The organism is Clostridioides sp. ES-S-0108-01 (genome assembly GCF_020662285.1).
GTDB lineage: Bacteria > Bacillota > Clostridia > Peptostreptococcales > Peptostreptococcaceae > Clostridioides.
The window spans coordinates 139,739-164,218 of the sequence record NZ_JADGMN010000006.1; the positions used below are offsets into that span (position 1 = coordinate 139,739).

The window sequence follows — 24,480 nt, forward strand, 5'->3', positions numbered from 1 at the left end:
TTTCCATTTATCAAAAAAAATTACAGACTATTTCTAGTCTGTAATTTTAAAAGTTTATGTTATTCGTTAATTTGGGGATTGTTTTTTAATTGGAATCCAAACTTCTGTAGTATAATCAGGAGCATTAACATCACCATTAGGATAAAGTTCAATATCTGGTAAATTAGCATATACATATCCGGAGCTTGGTAACCATTCAGTAATAATTCTTTTTTGTAGTTCTTGTATTGCCAAAGCATTTGGCATTGGAGATACACATTCAAATACTGCCCAGGTACCTGAGGGTATATAGTATTCATAAGTATCTTCTAATGCAGGCTCATCCGTTGAAGCAGCAATATAGTAATCTAAGCTTTTATTATCTGTGCATACACTAACTCCAAGCAACCCATGAGGTTCGTTATTTATTAACTCTGAAAGTTTATCAATTGTTCCATTTTTTATGGATTTAGCCCACAACTTGGGAACTTTATCAAAACACTCTTCTACAATCATATTCATACTTTCTTTTATACCAACAATACGGAATCCTTTCTTTTCTACAATACGATACTGCATTTCTACATTCCCTTTTACATAAATACTTAATGTCATCTTAGGATATGCTTTTAAAACAGCTCCCTTTGCTCTAGCCGCAGACGGAGAAATACTATGTATATTTTGAAAAGCTCTATTAAAAGATGTTGGTGAATCATAACCATATTTCTCAGATAGTTCTAAAATTTTAATGCTACTATTCTGTAGTTCAAATGCCGCTTTAGTCATGCGTCTTCGTCTAATATATTCAGACAATGGTACTTCTGCAATATATGAAAACATCCGTTGAAAATGAAAGGTTGAACAGCATGCGATTTTTGCTGCTTCTGCATAATCTACCCCATTTTCAAGATTATCTTCAATATAATTAATAGCTTGATTCAATTTATTTATCCATTCCATTTGATATTACCTCCAAGCAAATTATACAATCTAATAAAATAATATACCTCTCAATTCATGCACAAAATTGTAAGTATTTAAATTCGTAAGTATTTTTTAATTCATAAACATAATAAATAGAAAAGCTGCATTATACAATAAAAAGTTCAATAACATTATATTAAGAATGTTATTGAACTTTTTATAAAAATTAATTTAAGTGTAGTTAAATTAGGTATTAAACTATTTTATATATTACAATATCCAACTATCTTATAATCTTCTGGCACTTTGTAATCTTTATCTGGAGTACCTAAATTCCATTTCAACTCAAACATAGTTGCACTTATTATTGTTGCAAAGTAAAGCATAACTATACCTGTATCTATTTTTTCTTCGTATATACTAGTGTGCCCATCTTTTCTAACAGCTAAAACTACAACGCCTCCATCAACTATAAATCTCCATGGTTGCCTGTTTAATGTAGATGGTGCTAATCTTGCATAGTGAAATGCATCAAGAAGTGCTCTTTCTTCTAAGATTTCTATGCTTGCTTTATTTTCCCATTCATTCATATAAACAACATCTTCTACCCCTAGTCTAGAAGAACCCTTATCTGTTACAACTTGTATATCAGATTTTGAATAATTTTCCCCAATCTTTGTAGCATTTAATACTTTAGCATTACTTGCATTTTCTCCATATCCAATAGCTATAATTCCTGTTACCTCTTTATCTGAATTAATTCCAAGTTTTTCTTTTACCTTTTTGCCATCTTCAAAAGTAACCCAACAAGAACCTATTTCAAGTTCTGTTACTTTAAAGATTATATTTTCTCCTATGTATCCTGAATTTTCAATGTAATTATCTTTTACATCAGATAATATTATAATATAACTTGGAGAATCTATCATATTTCCTTTATACCCTGCCACTTTATCTAAATTATCAAAAACTTCACTTCTATTCATAATTCTTATATCAACATCTATTTCTGGAACTAGTTTCTTGCAAGATTCTGAGTATTTCTTAATTTCACTAAGATATTCCTCTTTAATATCTGTGTTTTTATATTCTCTAACAGACTTTCTATTTAATATGATTGTTTTATAATTCATAATTTTATCCTCCCCAAACTATTATTATTTTAATTATATACCCATTAATATAATACTTTACTCATTTACTTAATAAATAATAATTACAATTTTGTAATCATTTTTTATTAATAATATTCCACTTTTACATTAATAATGACCAGTTGTGCAAAATCCATTGCCAACCTTCAAATAAAAACATATTATAAAAGTAATATAAAATAACAAACAAATCTTAACAAAAAATTAAACTTTTTTTACACGAAAGAAGGCTTCCCGTTGCCTTCTTTATTTTTATAAAAAATAAGCTGTTTCTAAAATGATTTCACATTTTTGAAACAGCCAAGTTATTTTATAATGACAACTATAATTTGAGGATATGAGGGAGAGTTGTCATTATAATTTTAGGGTAATTATATTATGTTTTAAGCTAGTTCTTTCTATATTTATATAATACATTCTATATATGAATTTTATATGAGATTTGTATAAATGATACATGAAATTACATATATTTATTATATTAAATCTTATTATTACACTTTCCACAACAATACTCATATATCTCTACATTATTTGGAATATTTACAAATACAAATTCTTTACAATTCTCACAATACTTTAATATAGATATAGTTCCACAAGTGTAACATTCAAACGTTACACAATCCTCATTTTCCTCCACTATCTCAAATTTTTTACTATGTTCACCACACTCTGGGCACTTGTGATTATTTACATTCATAAACACTCCTCCTTATTAGTATAGTTACATGTCAAAGACTTAATTAATGTATTTATATTACTTATTATATATTCTATAATAAATCATATTCTAATATAATAAAACAAATTAAATAAAAAAAACCATAAATTTTAAATTTATGGTTTAATTCTTGTAATGATAACTCTATTTAAGGATGTGAGGGAGGGTTATCATTACAATAGGGTATTATATTATGGTTTTAAGCTAGTCTTTCTATGCTTTACATAATACATATTCTATATGAATTTTATATGATTTTTACATAAATATTTTATGAAATTTAAATTTTTTAGTCATTCTGAAATTTGTAAAAAGTTCTCTGAAAATCCATAACATCATAAACAGCCAACATTTAAGTAAAACATCATAAAAAAATTTGTTCAATAATTTTAACAAGTAATATCACCTCATCATAATTATTGACACAAACTTAAATAGACAATCTATAAATCTCCTATAAAACTTAATTTTAACACTTATTGATAGACAATTTCTCGTTTATCAATCTTATTTTGCATCTCCAAGAAAATTGCTTCAACTGAATGGTCAAATATATTACCTAGATAGATTCTTTTATCTTTTTGAAGTGAATAAGATTTTACACTACCATCAGAAGAAATGTATAAATGGCTCCATTCTGCACCATATTTTGAAAATCTTTCTTTTGTATCTATAAATCTCATATCTTCTATTTTTATTGCTTTTTCCCTATCTCCTCTTACTACTGTATGCCCTCTTTTTATTAAACTAGTTATTTTTATATCTTCCTTTAACTTTACATGTGTATCATCATTTTTTGAATATACTTTCCATATTACTTTATGACGATAATTATCTAATTCTTTTATTAAACTCCTATCAATAGTAAAACAATCCTTAGTTACTACAATTAAATCAAAATGGTCTAGCATATATTGAAATACTTTTCTCATATTTTTATTTTTTAAGATATCCTCACCAATAATCTCGATAAATCTACAGCCTTTCTCATACATACATTTTAATAAACTTGTGATTTCAGAAAAATACTTACTAGTATTGTTATTTCCATCTATTTCTATAGTAAAGTATAAAGGAGTAAGATACACTTTATTTCCTGTTATCTCAAATACACTTGACAATGTTTGTATCTCATCTTCAAAGGTTAAATACACATTCTCATAAAACATAAAAAATTCCATAATTTGGTCTCTCACATCAGGAATATTCCTATATCTATTAGATAATATATTTATTATATCTTCAGTAGTATTTTTCCCATCACATTCTGTCAGTACAATAATTTGTTTCCAACTTAAGCTATCCACATTTCCTATACTTTTTTTATATCCATTTTCCTCATCATAAATAGGAGCAATTATAAGGTTCTCCTTTGGCCACATATGAACCCTAGTTCCATCTTTTAGTTTTGGATATTTATTTTTTACAGACTCATAAAATCTACTTGTATTACCCATGATTTTTTACTCCCCCCATACTTTAAATATTATATGCTAAAAATAGCACTTTATTTTTATTAATTCAACACTTATTCAAAATTGGTCACTGTACGTGTTTAACTGGATTTCACATCAACTCTATTTATATGTTATTGATGTTTATATATACAAAGTCTTATTGATTAGACTTCAATGTAATCTTAACTATTTCTGGTTTACAATTAAACCTAATTAAAACTTTTGAGCCTCCTAAGCCTTTATTTAAAATCATAGTGCTGTTATCTTTTTCATATTTTCCCCAATCATACTCAGGAAAAAACTCTCTATTTGGAGATAATACACCTCCAATAAAAGGTATTCTTATTATTCCACCGTGAACATGTCCCGCTAAAACTAAATCAGCTCCCCATTTTGCATACTTTTCAAAGAAAAATGGTGTATGAGCTAAAAGTACATTATATTCATTTTCTTTTACTTTACCTAGAGTATCTTCTATAAAATCGTCACTTAATTCTAACTTTTTATTATTAGCAAAAAAATATGGATAGCATTCCAATGGTATGATTAAACCATACAAATTAATATGACTATCTCCTCTATATATTCTTACACATTCATTTTTCAGATTTATTATTTTCTTTGAATACAACTCCTTAAAATAATCTTTATATAAATGCTTGTACTTTTTTATCAAAGATTTTTGTTCGTGATTTCCAATTATATGGTATACTTCATATTTTTCTACTAAATTATCGATTAAATCTAATGCAACTTGAAAATTTTTATTTTCTCCATCAATTAAATCGCCTGTTATAAATATAACATCTGGATTTAATGACTCAATTTTATCTATCAATACATTATTATTTTTGTCAAATACCTTATTGTGTAAATCACTCACTTGAACTATTTTAAAGTTATCAAATTCTTTTGGAATTTTTTTGTTGAAAATATTATATTCTGTCGTTTCTATATGTTGAGTTTCATACTTATACAGAATATACAATAATGCTAATACTATCAATAAAACCTTTATAATCATATTCTCTTCCTCTTTATTCTATTTTATTAATATTATTATAATGCTTTTATGTTTTTTTTAAAACAATACATCAACATATATATATAAATCTTTTCGACATTATAAAAATAAGTCATCCTTTTCTAAAATTGTCATTTATTTTAGAAAAGGATAACTATAAAATTATCTATAAACTTCTATATTGTGAAATATAGTTTTTCCTTTATTTAAATTCTTATATACATGCTCTAAAGTTCCATCAAACCTAATAGAATGTCCAGACTCTAAAATATAAGTTTTCCCATCCACATTAAGGTCAAGTTTCCCTTCTATTACGAGTACATATTCTTCTAAAACATGACTATGTGTAGATGAAACATGAGTGCAATTTTCTTCAAGCTCAATTATAAAAAGTTCAAACCTTCTTTGAGGACTGAAAGGGTATATTGGATATAACTTCATATTCCCTTTTTGCTCAATAATAGGCTCTACTTCTTCTTTTTTTATGACCTCATAAGTATTTGTATTTTCATTTAATAGTGTTGTAAAATTTATTTTAAATCCAGATGAAATTTTCCATAAGGTAGATACTGTTGGACTTGATTCACCTCTCTCAATCTGTCCAAGCATTGCTTTACTAACACCTGTAATCTTTGAAGCTTTATCTAAACTTATGCCCATTTCTTGTCTCAATAACCTTAAATTTTCTCCCACATTAGGAAATTTATTATCCATGTTAAAATCCTCCTGATAGCTATTTGTATTCTATTATTTTCACTCCTGTAAGTTCTACTATCTCTTTTAATTTTAACATATGATTGTTACAAATTTCATCAAATTCATATATACAATCTTCAAGTCCTAATACCTTATATTTATCAATTCCAAATTTATGATATGGGAGCAATTCCATCTTTCCTCCTGGAACATTCTGTTTGACAAATAATGCAGTATTTCTTATATTTTCTTCACTATCATTTACTCCATAGATAATTGGTATTCTTATAACCATAGATTTATTCAACTTTGAAAGCCTACATATATTATCTAATATAATTTTATTACTTACCCCTGTATATTCTTTATGAATATTATCGTCCATAGATTTTATATCTACAAATATATGGTCTATTTTCTCAAATACATCATTTACTTTATTCCAATCAAAATATCCGCAAGTTTCAATTGCGATATTTATACCTTTATCATAAAAAACATCAACTAATTCTCTTAAAAAATCAATCTGAAGTGTGGGTTCACCTCCAGAAAAAGTTACACCTCCATTAGATTCAAAGAAAAATATAAAATCTTTTTCAACTTCCGTTACTATTTCTTCAACACTCATTTCTTCAGTCATTATACAGATAGCATCTTTGAGACATGCTTTGACACATTCTCCACATAAATCACATTTATTGTTTATTTGAGTTCTATCAAATAGTGAACTTATATTTTGATGACAAACATCTATACATCTATTACAAGATACACATTTATCCTTCATAACACCTAACTTTACTATATTACTCCACGAATCTGGATTAGAACACCACTTACATTTTAATTTACATCCTTCTAAAAATATAGTAGTCCTTATTCCATCTCCATCATTTACTGAAAAATGTTGTACTTTTACAACTCTACCTTTTTTGCTCATAATCTACCTCATAATTAAAAATTACTATGTGAATTTCTAGCTATTATAGCATCTTGCATTTCTCTTGATAAATTAACAAATTGAGTACTATATCCAGCAACTCTCACTAATAAATCTTTATATTCTTCTGGATTTTCTTGAGCCTTTAATAGAGTATCATTTGCTACTGTATTAAACTGTACATGGAATCCTCCTAAAGCAAAATATGATTTCACCATAGATGTTAGATTTCTAAGCCCTCTTTCTGTTTCTACTAAATCTTGATTCAGTCTTAAATTTAGAAGTGTTCCACCAGTATGAACATCATGATTTATTTTTGATGCAGACTTCATAGCTGCTAGTGGACTTGTTGTATCAGTACCAACAAATGGAGAAACTCCCTCTGTCAAAGGTTTTGTCGCTTTTCTTCCACATGGAGTTGCACCTACGATTTTTCCCGTTGGTACATAGTTTGATATTCCCATAAATGCACTATTAAATTTAGAACCAAAAATATCCTTGTATTTTCTAGTTTCAGTATAATAAAAATCAGAAACTTCAATTGCTAATGAGTCTACATAATCATTATCATTTCCATACTTAGGAACATCTAATGCAAGTTTTCTTAACTCTTCATAACCTTCCCAATCATTATTTAGTGCTTTTGTTAATTCTTCTAATGTAGTAACCTTATCTTCAAACACTAATTTTTTTATAGCTGCCAATGAGTTTGAAACCACACCTAACCCTATACCAGTTAATACAGGTCCTATATTATATTTTGCGCCTCCTTTGCTTAAATCAACCCCCTTATCCAAACATCCATCTACACAAGTAGATAAAAATGGTCTTGGTACCATTTCTTTATGAATTTGTTGAGCGACAGTAGTTCCTATAACAGAATTCTTTACAAGATATGCTAATTGCTTTAAAAACTCATCCTTAAGTTCTTCAAAAGAAGTAAATTCTGTGATATTTTTTGTATCTATCCCCATTTTTTCTCCAGTTAGTCTACTCTTACCTTCATTCATAGCATATTCTAAAGCTGCTGCAAAATTGATATTTACAGCTGAAGTCCATTGTCCTGTTTTTCTAAAATGAGGAACTACACAACCACAGTTACTCCAATCTCTAGCATCTTCTGCATCATATCCATCTTGTAATAACATTTGTGCCCCTGCACCATCACTGTGTATAGCAGGGAAACCAGTACCTTGTTTTACCAATTTGGCAACTGCCATAACAAAATTATCTGGTGCTCCCTGACTTACTCTAACGCTTAACCCTGGTTGATGAGTTTTTACACTTTCTGTAGCCTTTAAACACATATATGAGATATCATTCGTTCCATCAGTACCATTTCTCTTTTTTCCACCGACAGTAAGATTTTGGAATTGATTATATCCTGCAAAATAATTTGCCGTATTTGCTGATATAGTCCATACCCATTCTGATAACTTAATCCAAAGTGCTTCTATCAATTCTTGAGCTTCAGATTCAGTTATTTTACCTTCTTTAACATCATTTTCATAATATGGATACATATATTGGTCAAATCTACCTAAATTTAATGCCAATGGATTTTCTGATAGAATACCACCAAGTTGAACAAACCATACAAATTGTATTGCTTCATAAAAATTGGTTGGAGGATTTGCTGGTACATTCATACATATCTCTGAAATTTTTATAAGTTCTAACTTTCTCTTTTCATCTATTTCTTGTTCACTCATCTGTTTTGCAAGATTTGAATATCTTTTTGCCAGTATCATAATCCCCTCTGCAACTATAGAAACAGATTTGTAAAAATCTATTTTTTCAATATTTTCTGAAATCGATATATCTAATTCTTCTATTTTCTTATCTGAATCTTCTTTAATCCCTTTATATCCTTTTACAAACAGTACATCTTGATAATCTGGTGTTACCTCGCCTACTGCCTGTCTCCACTTAGAATCATTATCTATTATTCCTGTATCTACCAATATCTTAGCTGTATCTTCTGGAATTCTTGCTAAAAAAACTTCTTCTAAAGATTTTCCCTTCCAATATGGAAATATTTCTTTTCTTATAAATTCTATTTGTTCTTTTGATATTACATATGGGTCTTGAGTTCTTTTATCAAAAGTATCCATTTCCTTGTCTACCCATTGCCAAGAAAACTCTGGTGTCAATATCCCTGTTCTTCTAAATTTTCCTGCTGTACCTACAATTAATTCATTTTCAAATATTTTTATAGGAAGCTCTTTACATGTCTCCAAAAAAGCTTTAGCTCTTCTTATACATATAGCTTCTCCCTCAGTTTTTTTGTGTGATTCTGTAAAAATTCTAGCCCTTTCACAACATATCATAGGTTTAGAATTAATATATTCTTGTCTAAATGCTTCTATTCTATTAGTTTGACTCATTTAAAATCCCCCTTTGGATAAATATATACTATATTTTTGTATGTTATAACATACTTTAATTATATTATACTGTCCTTTAGTATAAAATGGAAGCAAAATAACTTATATTTTTTTCATGTACCTTGAACTACTATATATTAATACTTTCTTTGTTAAATCTATAAAGTCTAAAAAATTTATCTATGATATATTTCTATATTGTTATAGTTTTTTATGGTATATTAATGATTTGATTGCTTATTGCACTGTAATATGTTTATATTCTCTTTATATTAAAAATTTATTATTCAATACATATCACCTTCTTATGAAATTCTTATAACTTACTATTAGTAAAATTATAAGTTCCTTATTTTTTTGTATCAATATATGTACCCCGACTAGTAACTTAATCGACCCTACTGTCAGTACCTTGGTTTAATGGTATGTATATATTCAGTATAAACTCATCCTTATTATCTTCAAATAATAATTCTCCATTATATTTTTGTAAAGAAGATTTTATACTCTGAATTCCTATTCCATGCACAAACTTATCCATTTTGTCTGTTAACAATATATTTTTTTTGAAAGTAAGATGATTTACCTTACTATTTTCACATTTAAGTACAAAAAATGACTTTGTTATAGTTCCTTTAATTCTAATATATTTATTACTACTTTCATCTATTATTTTGTCACATGCCTCTATTGCATTATCTAAAGTATTGGAAAATATACTCGATACATCTATAGGTTTTACAAAATTTACTTTTGAAAAATTTATACAGCAAGTAAATTTAATTCCCTTTTTTGCACATATTTTACTCTTTTCATTGATTATAATGTCTAGTATCATGTTACCTGTATTATAAATATATTTAAACTCTTTAATTTCATCTTTTAAATTGTTAACATATTCATCAATTTCTTTGCTATTATTTCTAAGATTATCTATACAATAAATGTGGTTATTTATATCATGATAAAGTTTCTTAACTCTCATATGAGATTCTTGAATACTCAAATAATGTGCATATTGCATATCTAACTTATTTTTTATTAATTCATTTTGAGATTTTAATCTGTTTTCTTTTATTATTTCTTTAAACAATAGTATAAGAAATATACTACTAGCACCTACCAACTTTGGATTAACAAAATTATCAAAATAATATCCTTCTGAATATAATGACCCAAACCGTTCTAAATTTTTTAATATAAAATTTACAAACATATTCATTGTATTAGCTAATAAGGCAAATAATAAATATACATAGTTTCTCTTATCTTGGCTAAGTAATTTTATAGACTGCCTAAAAAAACTAAATATAAGATATATAAGAATAATTATTAAATTACTATATATCTGAATTTTTATAGATTCTAAGCGAGGTACCAATAAGGATTCTTTAGCCGAAATAACATTACCTGTAATTACAAAAAATAGTATTCTATATATAACAGTATCCAAACACTCATAATATACACTAAATAAATAAAAGAAAATAGAATACTTAATATAACCCATCCTGTAAAAATAATTATAGTATCCTCCCCAAGCAATAAATGCTACTATAGAAAATAAATAGTTTATATTATTAAAGTAATTTCCTCTATTAAATAATCTACTTATTTGAACTATAATATAAATCAGAAACAACAAAGTATAAAATACTATTTTTTCATTTTTTTCATCATCCTTTTTATAAATTAAAATTCCTTTCATTATAGAAAACTGTATAAATATAGATAAAACTACTAATAGCTCAGTCATAAAATTTAACATATTGTATCACCAAGAAATTTTAAAAATTTCTCCTTAACTTCTTTATATCTATATCTACTAATAGGTACTTCTTCTCCACTTTCCAGTATTGCAGTATTAGGCTTTATATTTTCAACATATCTTAGATTTACTATAAAGCTTTTATGGCATCTTATAAATTTATATAGATTTAATTCTTTTTCTATTTTACTTAAACTATATCTTATATTAAAATTCTTATTTATTGTGTGTATTAGCATATCTTTCTTTTGAACTTCTATATATTTTATTTCATTTAAATAAATCTTATATGTATTAGACTTATTTTTTATTGTAATATGACTTTCCTTATTTATTTCAATATCTTTGATACAAGTTAGCACATGTTTTTTTAGTTCTTCTAACTCTATTGGCTTTAGTAAATACCTATAAGCTCTTACCTCATATCCTTCTTGCACATAATCTATTAATGAAGTTACAAATATTATTTCCATTTCATTTTCTACTTCTCTAATCTTTCTTGCAGTATCCATTCCATTTAGTTTTTCCATTTTTATATCAAGAAGTAATATATCTATATCTTTTAAATTACTTTCCAGTAATTCTTCTCCACATATATACTTTTGTATCTCATATTCTATACTTATATTTTTTAATATATTCTCAAGGTAATCTTCTATTAAAAGTTGTGTTTCTTTTTCATCTTCACAAACTGCTATCTTAATCATAAAATACCTCCTTATATAATTTCTAGTTAATACAGTTAAAATATTTATAATATATTTAAAGATAATTTTGTATATCTGATACTTCATAATAACATTTTCAAATTATTTTTATCAATACTCAATCCCATATAACGGTTATTTTGATATGTCAATTTAAAGACAGAAATTACTATAATTAAAAACAGTGCTTACTGATAAAAGAAGGTGTCTTAAAATATTTAAAAAATAATTTTAAGACACCTTCTTTTATTTATTTAAACTTTTTAAGCTTTAAATAATACATTAATCTTCTAGCCATTTCTCTATCTTATCAGGTGAGCTATACCAGTCAAATTTGAACTTTATTTTCTTTTCCATAATACTCACTCTCCAAAATGATGTTTTTAAATAGCTTAAAAATCTATTTAAATAGTAGTAAACTAATAGCCATAACTCCCATTCCTGCAATCAATCCATAAATCGATAAATGATGTTCACCATATTCTCTAGCTGACGGTAATAATTCATCTAGTGATATAAATACCATAATTCCTCCTACAATTGCAAATACAATTCCAAGAGTTATATCGTTTAAAAAATTTCTGAGAAGTGCATATCCAATAATTGCTCCTAGAGGCTCAGACATACCAGATAAAAAAGAATAGTAAAAAGCTTTCTTCTTATCTCCTGTAGCATAATAAACTGGTACAGATACAGATATACCTTCTGGTATATTGTGTATAGCAATGGCTACGGCTATCGGAATAGCTATTGTAACATCATCAAGAGCTGATATAAATGTAGCTAATCCTTCAGGAAAATTATGAATTGCTATAGCTATTGCTGTAAATATACCTGTCCTCAAAAGAGATTTATTTTTTTTAATATTCTTTTCTTGTATATTTTCCATTTTCTTTATCTCATGTGGATTTTCTTCTTGAGGAATCAACTTATCAATAATAGCAATGATAGCCATGCCTATAAAAAAGGCTATTACAGTTGACCAGCTTCCCAATTTCTCTCCCATAGATTTTGTCAAAGCATCTTGTGCTTTAGGAAAAATTTCTATCATAGACACATAAATCATAACGCCAGCAGAAAATCCTAAACTTATAGAAAGAAACTTAGTATTTGTTTTTTTAGCAAAAAATGCTATACAACTTCCTATACCAGTAGATAAACCAGCCAATAATGTTATCAAAAATGCAAATACTACATTATTCAAATAAATCACCTTCTTTTCAATCAATATTGATTATCATTTTCTTTCATGCTATCATATATATTTTATATGGTCAATATTTATAAAAAATATACACAATAAAAAAACAGAGATATAAACTTAGTCTCTGCTTTTTCTTAATAGTATATTAAAATTATTTATTCAGAAAATCCACTGCATATTGAACGTATAAAGCAGTTCCAATTTCTAAAGCATCTTCATCTATATTAAAGCATCCATGATGATGAGGATAACAAGCACCTTTTGACTCATTTCTAGCTCCTACAAATGCTAGTGCACCAGGTGCTATGTTCATAAACTCAGCTAAATCTTCTGCTCCTGTTACTTTTTCAAATAGTGTTATACATTCTTCTCCAAATAACTTAACTGCTGCATCTGTAGCTATCTTTGAACATTCTTTGTCATTTATAACTGCTGGTGTCAAATACCCATACTCTAATTCTGCTTCTGCTCTATATGCTTCTGCTGTAGATTTTGCTATACGTTCTAAAATTCCAGGAATTTGCTTTCTAAGCTCCGGATTAAATAGTCTTATTGTACCTTCTAAAACAGCTTCACTAGCGATTACATTAAATCTAGTTCCAGAATTTAAAACTCCAACACTCACAACTAATGGCTCTAGAGGACTTACTTCTCTACTAACCATAGATTGCAGGTTCATAACTATTGCTGAACTTGCAAGTACTGCATCAACACCTTGGTGAGGAAGTGAACCATGACCACCTTTACCCTTTACAGTAATTTTAAAGAAATCGGCAGAAGCCATTCTTGGACCCTCTTCTACTGATATAGTCCCAGATTCTACATCAGTCCAAAGATGTATTCCAAATACACCATCTACACCTTCCATAGCACCATCTTTAATCATAGCTCTTGCACCTTTACCAACTTCTTCTCCTGGCTGAAAAAATAATTTTACAGTTCCATTAATACTATCTTTAATATCATTTAACACTTTTGCTGCTCCTAGAAGCATTGATGTGTGACCATCATGACCACAAGCATGCATAAGTCCTTCATTTTTTGATTTATATTCTACATCAGTACATTCAACAACCTGTAGTGCATCCATATCACCTCTAAGTGCTACAGTCTTTCCTGGATTAGCTCCTTTTATAGTTGCAATTACACCTGTACCTCCAGCTGACACATATGGTATCCCTATTTTATCAAGTTCTTCTTTAACTCTCTTTGATGTTCTAACTTCTTCCATACTTTTCTCAGGATTTTCATGAAATTCCCTTCTAAGCTTAATTACATAGTCTTTATAACTTTTTGTTATTTCTTTAATATCCATTCCAGACCTCCAAATAGTTCATATTCTTCTTATTTAAAATACTTTTTATCATTTAAATACTATATTAGATTTACAAAAATACCTGCTATTACTACAGATGCTATTGTAACTGTAGTAAATCCTCCAACAAGCATCTTTGGAAGCATTTTATCCATTAAAAATTCTTTTTCTTCTGGTGTTTCAGCCAGAGCCTTTACTGCTTCTTCAGTTAATATATAGTTTGGTGGGAAACCATAAAGTGCTGTAAGCGAAACTGAAAAAGCCATTTCTTTACTTTCACCTAAAAGCTTTCCTGCTATAATAGAGAAAATTCCCATACCTATTACACCAAATATTATGATTCCTACAAGAGGAACTGCCATTTCAGCAAGCATTGCTGGTGTAGCTTTTGCTAACCCTGCAAATATAAAAGCCATCAATGATGTCATTAACCATCCAAATGAACCAGACTTATTAAGCGGTTTTCTATCAACTATTCCAAGTTCTGATGCTATTACACCAAATATTAAACATATAACATATCTTGATACGACTTCATTTGTAAGATTTGTAAATTGTACTGCTAACCATGCTACAAATCCTAATCTAAGTATTATCATATATGTTGTATCATACTTTTCAGGTAAGTCTGGAATTATCTTAAATCTACTTTTTTGTTCAGGTAAATCCTCAACTTTTTCTTCAACCTTATTTGCTGTTACTTTTCCACTTCTAAAATCTGATAAAAGTCTTTTTCCTTCTTTTTTAAGCATTAATGCTGTAATAGGATAGCCTGCAAATCCTTGTGCAACATACATTAAAATTGCAAGTACTGCCAAACTTGCAAGACCTTTTGCTGTAGCTGCATCTGCCATCATTATAGATGCAACTAGCCCTCCAGTAAGAGGTGGTGTAGCTATTACTGCTGTATCCCATCCAAATACTAATGTACCTAATGCTAAAGCTCCTATACATACTCCTGCGATTCCTGCTAGAGCTATTACAATTGTTTTCCATTGACCTGCTAATTCTTTAATACTCATCATAGTTCCCATATGTGTTATTAATAAAAGCATTCCCAATTGAGCTAATGGTGTTCCTAAAGCAGCTAAATCTACAATATTTTCTGGGAAAAAAGTCCAAAATCCTACTATAAATATAATTGCTGATACAAAAACTGATGGAACAAAAGCTTTAGTTTTTGCTGAAACTACGTCTCCTATCGTCAGTGATACTAAAACTAAACAAAAAGCTGTTATTGCCTCCATACAAAATCCCCCCTCATAATAAATATATTTTTATAAAATGTATGTATAGTTATCCATTATTTTACTACTTTTGAAAAACATTTCAAGTCAAAATTCGATTTTTTTCACAAAATTTCATAAATTCGATAAATTAAAGTTAGTTTTCTAAATTATTCTTTTCATAAAAACGTTATCCCAATCATTGGCTATTTAACTCTATCCTTATATAAAGAATTAAATGTAATTTGCAAAAAATAAAACATAGAATACATTTTATTCATAAAACACCTCTATAAAATGAATTGGCTTTATGAATCTTAACATATTCTATGTTTGTAAATTTAATAGGTATGTTAGCTATAGTGTAAAATTTATATACTAGTTATTGTGTAACCTACTATATACTCCATTTTTATTTACCAACTCTTCATGAGTGCCTCTTTCTTCAATTCCTTTATCCGTCAACACTATGATTTCGTCAGCATTTTTTATAGTAGTCAATCTATGTGCAACAACTAAATTTGTTCTATTTTTACTTAATTCTTCTAAAGACTCTTGAATTTCTCTTTCTGTTACATTGTCCAAAGCAGATGTAGCCTCATCCAATATTATTATTGGAGGATTCTTTAAAAAGATTCTTGAAATTGAAATTCTTTGTTTTTGTCCACCCGATAATTTTACTCCTCTTTCTCCGATATAAGTATCATATCCATCTGGCAAATTCTCTACAAAGTCATGTATCCTAGCTTTTTTAGCAGCAGCTATCATTTCTTCATCTGTAGCATTAGGGTTTCCACAAAGAATATTATCTCTTATAGTTCCTGTAAATAAAAACACATCCTGTTGAACTATACCTATATTTTTTCTCAATGATTTTAAACTGACATCTCTTATACTCTTTCCATCAATTTTTATATCACCCTTATCAAATTCATAAAATCTTGGCAATAGGTTACATAATGTAGTCTTTCCTCCTCCAGAAGGTCCAACTAATGCTATAGTCTTACCAGCTTTTATAGATAAACTCAAATTATCTAAAACTTGAGTCTTATCTTCATATGTGAAAGATATATTTTCTATTTCAATATCACCTTTTACATTTTCAAGTTCAATAGGATTTTTAGCTTCTTTTTGATGGTCTTGTTCCATTATCTCTATAAATCTTTTAAAACCTGTCATACCATTTTGATATTGTTCTGTAAAGTTTATTAATTTTTTCATAGGTTGTATAAACATTTTTACATATAGTATATAAGCAGCAAAATCACCCAAAGTAATTTTTCCTATATAGGTAAAGTAACCACCAGCTATGACAGCTACCCACTCTAAGGTGTCCATGTATAAATTCATACCAGAATAGTATTCTGCCATTACTTTATAAGAATCTTGTCTTGCTCTTCTAAATAATTTATTGCTTCTTACAAACTTATTTAATTCTTCTTTCTCAGTACAAAAAGACTTAGTTACCTTCATACCTGCTATACTATTTTCTAAAGTAGCATTTACATCACCTATAGTAACCCTACTTTTCATAAAAGCTATATTCATCTTATCTTTTTTAGCTATTGCAAACCAAATTATAAATGGTAATATAGCAAATATTATAAGGGTAAGAGGAATATTTATATCTATAAGTATAAAGAATGAACCAAGCAACATTACTATAGAAATAAATAAATCTTCAGGTCCATGATGTGCAAGTTCTGTTATATCCATTAAGTCATTTACTATTCTAGACATAGTTACTCCAGATTTGTTATTATCAAAATACGTATTTGGAAGTCTTTGTAAGTGTGTAAATACTTCATTTCTCATATCGGCTTGCATATCCACACCAATAACATGTCCCCAATACTGCATAAAATAGTTAAGCCCTGCTTTTGCTATGAATATAAGTATAAGTGCTACTGCAAAAACTACTAACATTCTTAAGTTTTTATTTGGAACAACGTCATCCATTATATTTCTAGTTATCATAGGATAAACTAAATCACATAAGGAAAATAAAAAAGCTGCTATAAGGTCTAGTGTAAAAATTTTCTTATATGGCTTATAATATTTGACAAATTGTTTTATCATAAATGTTAAACCCCTCCTTTATTAGTACCTCTAAAAAATACCCATAAATTAGTATAACATAACAATAACTTTAAATCTTTTATAAACTTATAAATTAAAACAATATTTTTCATAAAATTGAAGATTTATATAATATGGTTGTATGCTTGAAACAACATAAAAAGAGTTATATCTATATAAATAAAATTTTATAAAGATACAACTCTATATTTAATACTAAATTTTTTTAATAAATACAAAACTATTTCAATGCATTCAATATCTTTTTATCTAATGCTGTCGTATTTATACCTGTTATATATCCTGTTGCCTTTATTGAAGGTATATCATAAGTTGTCGGTAGTATAGTAGTAGATACTATTAAATCAGCACCTTCTTGTTTTGTTACACATTCAGCGACTTTACATTGTACAACTTCTGCTTGTATATTATTTTCTTTAACCAATCTTTCTACTCTGTCACAAACTATTGTTGATGTTGCGATTCCTGCTCCACATGCTACCAATATTTTTTTCATATCTTGTCCTCCTACAATTTCTTCAATATTTTATAATTCAAAATACAACTGATGAATTTCTCATATCTTTATTTATATAAATAATTATATCATTTTATATAAAAAGAACATCTTAAAATTATTCTTTTAGTATGTTCCTTATTTCAACATTACTTACACTTAAAATATCATTTTTTATACAAGACTCTATGTACTTTGATATATTTTTATAGTCATTTAAGTCAAACTGTTCAATATTCAAGTTATATTCTATATCACTGACAATACCTATTAAATCAGACTTACTAGATAAAATGTCCTCATATTTATCTTTTCTAGTTACTTCCAATCTTTTAAACCTATAGTTTTTATATCCTTCTACGATAATTAAGTCCATATCTTCATATAATTTAATCATTTTATATAATGGATTCTTATCTTTTAGTTCTTCAATATATGCTACTCGTTTATCTGATATTATACAGACTTTTCTTGCCCCAGATTTTCTATGTTTGTAAGTATCTTTTCCTTCCTCATCCATATCGAAATCGTGACATGTATGTTTAATAACTCCAACACGATACCCTTTTTTATTTAATTCTTTTATTATGCCTTCAATCAACGTAGTTTTACCTACTCCTGAATAGGAGACAACTGACAATATATTATACATAAAATTGTGTCCTTTCATAAAACTATCTAATAACAACATCTACCAATTGATTTTCTTTTATTGTTTCATTCTTTTTAATCTTAATCATACAATTACTTCTTAGAGTTGCAGATAATCTCGCTTTGGCATCTTTCTTATCATTTAGCTCTACATACAATTTACCTTCACTTGTATATAGTTTTCCACTTACAAATCTATCTTTATTTGAAAGTTTATTAAATTCTCCTCTAAATATAGCTTTTATACAATGAATTCCTTTTTTATGTGTCAAATACTCAATAACAGGAACTACCACATTATCAAATACCACGATTGCTGCATGTGGATTGCCAGAAAGACCAAACAATAGTTTTTCTCCCAATGTAGCTACATAACAAGCACCACCAGGTTTAATGTTTATCTTCCAAAATAATTCTGTTGCCCCTATTTTTTTGAATACATCTGGAATTAAATCTTTATCTCCAACAGAAACACCACCTGTGGTAATTAAGAAATCTACATTCTGTAACATATCTCTTACCTTTTTTTCTAACTCCAATATATCATCAGAACAATTGCATATTATATCTGCTTGTATTCCAAGTTTTAATAGTCTTGAATATAAGGTATATCTATTGCTATCGTATATCTTACCATTCTCTAAAATCTCATTTATATCTTGTAGCTCTGTTCCTGTATTCAAAATTCCAACTTTTAAATCATCATAAACAGTTACTTTGGATATTCCAAGACTTGCTAATACCCCAATACCATCATATCCTATATTCTGATTTTTATTAATAATCAATTGCCCCTTTTTTATATCCTCACCCTTAAATATGTAATTATCGTATTCCTTTAATTTTACATTTAAAGTTATCATATCACCTATAACCGTTACATCTTCTTTTTTTATTACACAGTTTGCACCCTTTGGTATCTTTCCACCAGTCATTATCTTCACTGCTTCATTTTTATTTAATACACTGTCAAACACTTCTCCTGCATACAAAGTCCCTATAACCTTTAAATTTCTATTTTCAGAATTTGCATTATATGCATAACCATCATATGGTGACCCATCAAATGGAGGACTATCAATTGTTGAATATATATCTTCTGCAACTACTTTATTTACTGCATCTATGAGATTTACTCTCTTGACCCTGTTTATTGGTAAAACATTTTTTTCAATAATTTTTATGGCATCTTCTAATTCTATCATTTTAAATACTCCCCAATATATTTTTTATTTAAGATATTTCTATGTAATATATTATAGATTATAAAAGTTGGAAATAATTTTATCTTATATTTAATTATAACTAATAGTTATCTATAAGTGCAGTTCAAATTTTATAAGTCTAATAAAAAAACTGTTCCTAGCTAGAAATTTCCTTCTATCTTGAAACAGCATCGTATGCCTTAGAATATTTTATTCTAATAAAGTTCCTTTTATTATTTTCACAATTTTATCACTTTCAATAGTTTTTATAGATTTTATTTTGTTATCCACAATACTTATTGTAAGTACCTCTTTTTTTAATATTTTATTATCTTCTTTCAACCTATAGCTCCTAACTACTTTACTACCTTTATGATTATATGCTGTTAAATCATAATTCGCATCTCCTACAATTTCATTTATTCTAGACTCTTCAACTCCAACATACTCTCCTAAGTCAATACGTCTAAAGTTTTCTAGTGATACAGCCGATTTTTCATGGTCACTTTTTTCAATCGTAATACTAGATGCAGTATCAATGGCTACTATGCTCTGTAATGAGAAAGAATTAGTTTCAACATTGACAACTTTATTTTCATTAATATCAATATATAAAGCACTTCCATCTAGTTCATTATTTCCAGTATATTTGGGATAGACTAATGTCATATAACTTGATGTGTTTATATCCTGCATTGTATTTGATTCTTTTAAAACTTTAGGTTTTATATAATAAAATGTATTATAGGGAATACCCATATTCTTTATAATATACTTATAATCTTTATTCATAATTTCATTAACATCATTTTGAACTTTTGTCATAGTTTTTTGCTGTGTTGCTTTACTTGCTACTTGAGTTTTATCTTTAGCATTTTCTTTATGACATCCAACAAGTATAATACCTAAAATGGTTACACAAACTAATGACCTTTTTAACTTCATAAATCAATCCTCCTTTCTTAAATTTTATAATATTTATCTATATCTCACTGTATGATTATCTTTTTTTTCAATAATTATATTTATTATTTTATAAAATAATTATATAATATTTATTTGAATTTAATAAGATTAAGAAGCTATTTGTAATTTTTCTGTAATAAAACACATTTTAAAGTTGAATTTTGAAAATTCAATTTACGATATTTTTATTGTAAGTATCCTTATAACATTATACCAAATTATTCCTAAACAATCAAAAACTCCATGAATATTTAAAGGTTTTCTATTTTAAAAATCACCTTTACCTATTAATTTATCAAATATGTTATAATAGTTTTAGATAATTTAAGGAGGATTAAGTAATGGATTTTAAACAACTTGAAGTATTTGTTGCTGTTGCAAAACATCAGAGTTTTTCAAAAGCCGCAAGAGAACTTTTTTTAACTCAACCTACTGTAAGTGCACACATACAAAACTTAGAAAGAGAATTAGAAACTGTACTTATAAATAGAAACAACAAAGTTATTACACTCACAAAATCTGGTGAAATTCTTTATGAACATGCTATATACATATTAAACAACTGCAAACGTGCAATTTATGATATAAAAGAATATTCAGGAAAAATAGAAGGTATTATAGATATAGCATGTAGTTCTATACCTGAAACTTACATTTTACCTGATTTTATGAAGAGTTTTTCTATGAGTTACCCAGATGTAAAATTTTCTATAAGCCATTATGATTCTCAATATGCTATATCAGAAATTTTAAATGAACGAATAAGCTTTGGATTAGTTGGTTCTAAAATCAATAATCCTCAAATAGAGTACCTAGACTTGTTAGATGATGAACTTGTTCTTATTGCTCCTTCAGATTTTAAAATTGATAATAAAAATAATTACATCGATATAGGAGAATTGGCTTATCTAAATTTTATTATGAGAAAAGAAGGGTCGGGTACAAGAAACTTAATACTAAGCACACTTAATAAAAATAACTTTCCAGTAAATAAATTAAATGTAATAGCTCATGTAGAATCAAATGAAGCTATTAAAGAAATGGTCAGATTAGGTCTTGGCGTATCCTTTATATCGTACATTTCAGCTATTGATTATCTCAATTCAGGCAAAATAAAATGCTATAAAATAAAAGATGTTGATTTTAATAGAAAATTTTTCTTTATTTACTCTAAAAAGAAAACTTTTTCCCCACTAGAAGATAAATTTCTAAACAGATTATGTGAGTATTTCGAAATCATAATATAATAATTTTAATAAATAATGCTTACTTTTAGGCTTATAACTAATTAATAAGATAATTATAACTGTCACATAAATACTTATAAATTATTATGAATTATCTTTCTTTTTTATTTAATTTACTTAAAAAATTCCTTGTTCAAATTAACTTGGGATTTTTTTATTTATACTACTCCAATAGTAACTAATACTATACAAATAATCATAGCTGAAATTAATATCATAGTTGTCTTTACCTTTTTTCCTAATATCCAATACGTTAATGCATCATAAAACCTTGTAAGAAATTCTAATACCATATTCAAATTCATTCCAGAAAATAATTTAACATTATATAAATTAGTTAATCTTAACATTGCTGTACATACACTTGCTCCATATAAATCAGATAAAATTATATATTCACATTCTTTATTTTCTAATATTGTTTTTTCTAATTCTAAATCAAAATCTGAATCACCTTGCCCAGGATACAAACCGTATGGACTAACACAATTTGCTAAATCTCCTACTATCATTTTTACTTAAAATAATTTTTAATTTGACAGTTCTTTGTTTTATTATCTCCAGTGTTATAGTTGCTATTTTACAAAAAAATAAGACCGTTGTATAACAGATTAAAATTGTTTATACAACAGCCTTTATTCACTTACTACACTTATACTTTTTATAAATTTATATTAAAAAATGCCTTATATCCCTTATACATTTCATATATATCTACTTTAGAGACAATCTCATGTGGTGCATGCATATTTAAAACTCCAACACCGCAATCTATAACCTCTGCACCTTGATTTGCTAATATATGGGCTATAGTTCCGCCTCCTCCTTGGTCTACCTTTCCAAGTTCAGCAGTTTGCCATACTACATTTCCTTTATTAAAAATTCTCTTTACTTCTGACATAAATTCAGCATTAGCATCATTACATCCACTCTTTCCTCTTGAACCTGTATACTTAGTTAAGACTAGTCCATTTCCCATATATGCAGAATTTCTCTTTTCATATGCTTCTCCAAAATTTGGGTCATACCCAGCAGAAACATCAGCTGATAGTACCTTACTATTTGCTAAAGCTCTTCTCACTTTAATATCACAATAATCTCCTTCTAAAGCAATTAGTTCAGCCACAGTATTTTCAAAAAACTTTGAGTGCATACCTGTATTCCCTTTAGAACCAATTTCTTCTTTATCTACACATAATGCAACTGAGGTAAATTCTGGTTGTTCAGTTTCTAGTATAGCTTTTACAGCAGCGTATGAACATACTCTATCATCATGCCCATATCCCAACACCATTGACCTATCAAACCCTAAATCTCTTGCTTTACCAGCTGGAACTACTTCAATTTCAGCACTTAATAAATCTTCTTCAACTATACCGTATTTCTCATTTAAAATCTTTAATATATTTGCTGTTATAGGCTCTTTTTCTTCATCATCTAAAGGTATATTACCAATCAATATATTTAGAGCTTCACCACTAATTCCTTCAGATAGTTTCTTTTGCATTTGGTCTCCAGCTAAATGAATTAATAAATCAGTTACACAAAATACTGGGTCATTATCTTCTTCCCCAATAGATATATCAACTTTTGTTCCATCATTTAGTATAACTATACCATGTAAAGCAAGTGGAATAGCTGTCCACTGATATTTTTTTATTCCACCATAATAATGAGTCTTAAAAAAGCCTAGATTACCCTCTTGATACAGTGGATTTGGTTTTAAATCTAATCTTGGTGAATCTATATGACTTCCTATAATCTTCATACCCTTTTCTATATAATTTTTACCTATTACAAAAAGTGCTACTGCTTTTTCTTTATTTATAACATAAATCTTGTCACCACAACTTATGCTTCCTTTTTCCATAGCTTCATCTATTGAAATATAACTATTTTCTTTAGCCAATTTTATAATTTCTTTTACTGAAAGCCTTTCAGTCTTTGACTTACTTAAAAAATCCATATAATCGCGAGAATATTGCATAATTTGTTCAGTAGTATTTTCTTTTCTTTCAACATCCCATGCATTCTTAAATTCATATTTTAAACTCATATTTTCCTCCTACTAAGTTTTAATTTTTATTATTTTTCATGTATTGTTCATATTCTTCTGGTGAAACTACTTTGACACTATCTAGTCTTGATTTAAAGTGGGCTCTAAAGTTTTCTAAATATTCTTTCCTTAAAATTTCTCTTTCTTTGATTTCATCAGCAGAAAGAATTCCCTCTCTATTTTTCTTTGCTAATTCATTAATCCTATCTAATTTCTTCTTGTCAAACATTTTTTCCTCCTAAAAAACTTCTATT

General features: G+C 27.5%; 22 protein-coding genes. 1 reads left to right on the forward strand and 21 read right to left on the reverse strand.

From position 1 onward, the window contains the following. Nucleotides 1-66 precede the first annotated feature (66 nt). The 18 genes from IR152_RS08045 to IR152_RS08130 all read right to left on the reverse strand — a co-directional run bounded on the left by IR152_RS08045 (nucleotide 67) and on the right by IR152_RS08130 (nucleotide 20,902). Nucleotides 67-939: an AraC family transcriptional regulator gene (locus IR152_RS08045; RefSeq protein ID WP_227451267.1), complete on the reverse strand. Its 873-nt coding sequence runs from the start codon at nucleotides 937-939 to the stop codon at nucleotides 67-69. A gap of 227 nt (nucleotides 940-1,166) precedes the next feature. After that, complete coding sequence (locus tag IR152_RS08050; protein ID WP_227451268.1) at nucleotides 1,167-2,036, reverse strand: nitroreductase family protein; 870 nt, start codon at nucleotides 2,034-2,036, stop codon at nucleotides 1,167-1,169. 502 nt (nucleotides 2,037-2,538) lie between these two features. Continuing rightward, a complete protein-coding gene (locus IR152_RS08055; protein ID WP_131042756.1) occupies nucleotides 2,539-2,760 on the reverse strand; it encodes a hypothetical protein in 222 nt (73 codons plus the stop codon). Between the two features lie 497 nt (nucleotides 2,761-3,257). Beyond that, nucleotides 3,258-4,238: a hypothetical protein gene (locus tag IR152_RS08060; RefSeq protein ID WP_227451270.1), complete on the reverse strand. Its 981-nt coding sequence runs from the start codon at nucleotides 4,236-4,238 to the stop codon at nucleotides 3,258-3,260. Nucleotides 4,239-4,395: 157 nt separating this feature from the next. Beyond that, nucleotides 4,396-5,262 (reverse strand): metallophosphoesterase, encoded by an 867-nt coding sequence (locus IR152_RS08065; protein WP_227451271.1) that lies wholly within the window; start codon nucleotides 5,260-5,262, stop codon nucleotides 4,396-4,398. Nucleotides 5,263-5,424: 162 nt separating this feature from the next. Next, nucleotides 5,425-5,976, reverse strand: coding sequence for a helix-turn-helix domain-containing protein (locus tag IR152_RS08070; RefSeq protein WP_227451272.1), 552 nt, complete (start codon nucleotides 5,974-5,976; stop codon nucleotides 5,425-5,427). Between the two features lie 19 nt (nucleotides 5,977-5,995). Continuing rightward, nucleotides 5,996-6,898 carry a glycyl-radical enzyme activating protein gene (locus IR152_RS08075; protein WP_227451273.1) on the reverse strand — a complete coding sequence of 301 codons (903 nt, stop codon included), beginning with the start codon at nucleotides 6,896-6,898 and terminating at the stop codon, nucleotides 5,996-5,998. Between the two features lie 14 nt (nucleotides 6,899-6,912). After that, nucleotides 6,913-9,285 carry a glycyl radical protein gene (locus IR152_RS08080; RefSeq protein ID WP_227451274.1) on the reverse strand — a complete coding sequence of 791 codons (2,373 nt, stop codon included), beginning with the start codon at nucleotides 9,283-9,285 and terminating at the stop codon, nucleotides 6,913-6,915. 388 nt (nucleotides 9,286-9,673) lie between these two features. After that, nucleotides 9,674-11,053, reverse strand: a complete 1,380-nt coding sequence (locus tag IR152_RS08085) for a sensor histidine kinase (protein WP_227451276.1) — start codon at nucleotides 11,051-11,053, stop codon at nucleotides 9,674-9,676. Then, nucleotides 11,047-11,760 carry a two-component system response regulator RgbR gene (gene rgbR / locus IR152_RS08090; protein WP_227451277.1) on the reverse strand — a complete coding sequence of 238 codons (714 nt, stop codon included), beginning with the start codon at nucleotides 11,758-11,760 and terminating at the stop codon, nucleotides 11,047-11,049. The genes IR152_RS08085 and rgbR overlap by 7 nt, the downstream gene beginning before the upstream one ends. A 400-nt stretch (nucleotides 11,761-12,160) precedes the next feature. Next, nucleotides 12,161-12,964, reverse strand: a complete 804-nt coding sequence (zupT, locus tag IR152_RS08095; protein ID WP_227451279.1) for a zinc transporter ZupT — start codon at nucleotides 12,962-12,964, stop codon at nucleotides 12,161-12,163. 151 nt (nucleotides 12,965-13,115) lie between these two features. Further along, nucleotides 13,116-14,279 (reverse strand): M20 family metallopeptidase, encoded by a 1,164-nt coding sequence (locus IR152_RS08100; RefSeq protein ID WP_227451280.1) that lies wholly within the window; start codon nucleotides 14,277-14,279, stop codon nucleotides 13,116-13,118. A gap of 59 nt (nucleotides 14,280-14,338) precedes the next feature. Continuing rightward, nucleotides 14,339-15,526, reverse strand: coding sequence for a hypothetical protein (locus IR152_RS08105; protein ID WP_227451281.1), 1,188 nt, complete (start codon nucleotides 15,524-15,526; stop codon nucleotides 14,339-14,341). A 357-nt stretch (nucleotides 15,527-15,883) separates the two neighbouring features. Beyond that, entirely contained in the window at nucleotides 15,884-17,584 is a 1,701-nt protein-coding gene (locus IR152_RS08110) for an ABC transporter ATP-binding protein (RefSeq protein ID WP_227451282.1), read from the reverse strand. Between the two features lie 241 nt (nucleotides 17,585-17,825). Then, nucleotides 17,826-18,101, reverse strand: a complete 276-nt coding sequence (locus tag IR152_RS08115) for a PTS sugar transporter subunit IIB (RefSeq protein WP_227451283.1) — start codon at nucleotides 18,099-18,101, stop codon at nucleotides 17,826-17,828. A gap of 118 nt (nucleotides 18,102-18,219) precedes the next feature. Continuing rightward, nucleotides 18,220-18,792, reverse strand: coding sequence for a molybdopterin-guanine dinucleotide biosynthesis protein B (mobB, locus tag IR152_RS08120; protein WP_311315435.1), 573 nt, complete (start codon nucleotides 18,790-18,792; stop codon nucleotides 18,220-18,222). Further along, nucleotides 18,776-19,957 carry a molybdopterin molybdotransferase MoeA gene (locus IR152_RS08125; RefSeq protein ID WP_227451285.1) on the reverse strand — a complete coding sequence of 394 codons (1,182 nt, stop codon included), beginning with the start codon at nucleotides 19,955-19,957 and terminating at the stop codon, nucleotides 18,776-18,778. The genes mobB and IR152_RS08125 overlap by 17 nt, the downstream gene beginning before the upstream one ends. 210 nt (nucleotides 19,958-20,167) lie before the next feature. Then, nucleotides 20,168-20,902 carry a hypothetical protein gene (locus IR152_RS08130; RefSeq protein ID WP_227451286.1) on the reverse strand — a complete coding sequence of 245 codons (735 nt, stop codon included), beginning with the start codon at nucleotides 20,900-20,902 and terminating at the stop codon, nucleotides 20,168-20,170. Between the two features lie 362 nt (nucleotides 20,903-21,264). Here IR152_RS08130 and IR152_RS08135 point away from each other — a divergent pair, with 362 nt between their 5' ends. Further along, nucleotides 21,265-22,170 carry a selenium metabolism-associated LysR family transcriptional regulator gene (locus IR152_RS08135; protein WP_227451287.1) on the forward strand — a complete coding sequence of 302 codons (906 nt, stop codon included), beginning with the start codon at nucleotides 21,265-21,267 and terminating at the stop codon, nucleotides 22,168-22,170. Between the two features lie 158 nt (nucleotides 22,171-22,328). On the opposite strand, the gene IR152_RS08140 is transcribed toward IR152_RS08135, so the two are convergent. The 3 genes from IR152_RS08140 to IR152_RS08150 form a co-directional block, all read right to left on the reverse strand. Beyond that, nucleotides 22,329-22,682 carry a PTS sugar transporter subunit IIA gene (locus IR152_RS08140; RefSeq protein WP_227451288.1) on the reverse strand — a complete coding sequence of 118 codons (354 nt, stop codon included), beginning with the start codon at nucleotides 22,680-22,682 and terminating at the stop codon, nucleotides 22,329-22,331. Nucleotides 22,683-22,831: 149 nt separating this feature from the next. After that, complete coding sequence (locus IR152_RS08145) at nucleotides 22,832-24,226, reverse strand: aminopeptidase (protein ID WP_227451289.1); 1,395 nt, start codon at nucleotides 24,224-24,226, stop codon at nucleotides 22,832-22,834. A 19-nt stretch (nucleotides 24,227-24,245) separates the two neighbouring features. Beyond that, the gene (locus tag IR152_RS08150) at nucleotides 24,246-24,455 is read right to left on the reverse strand and encodes a DUF896 domain-containing protein (RefSeq protein WP_227451290.1); all 210 of its coding nucleotides are present in this window, start codon (nucleotides 24,453-24,455) and stop codon (nucleotides 24,246-24,248) included. Between the last annotated feature and the right edge of the window lie 25 nt (nucleotides 24,456-24,480).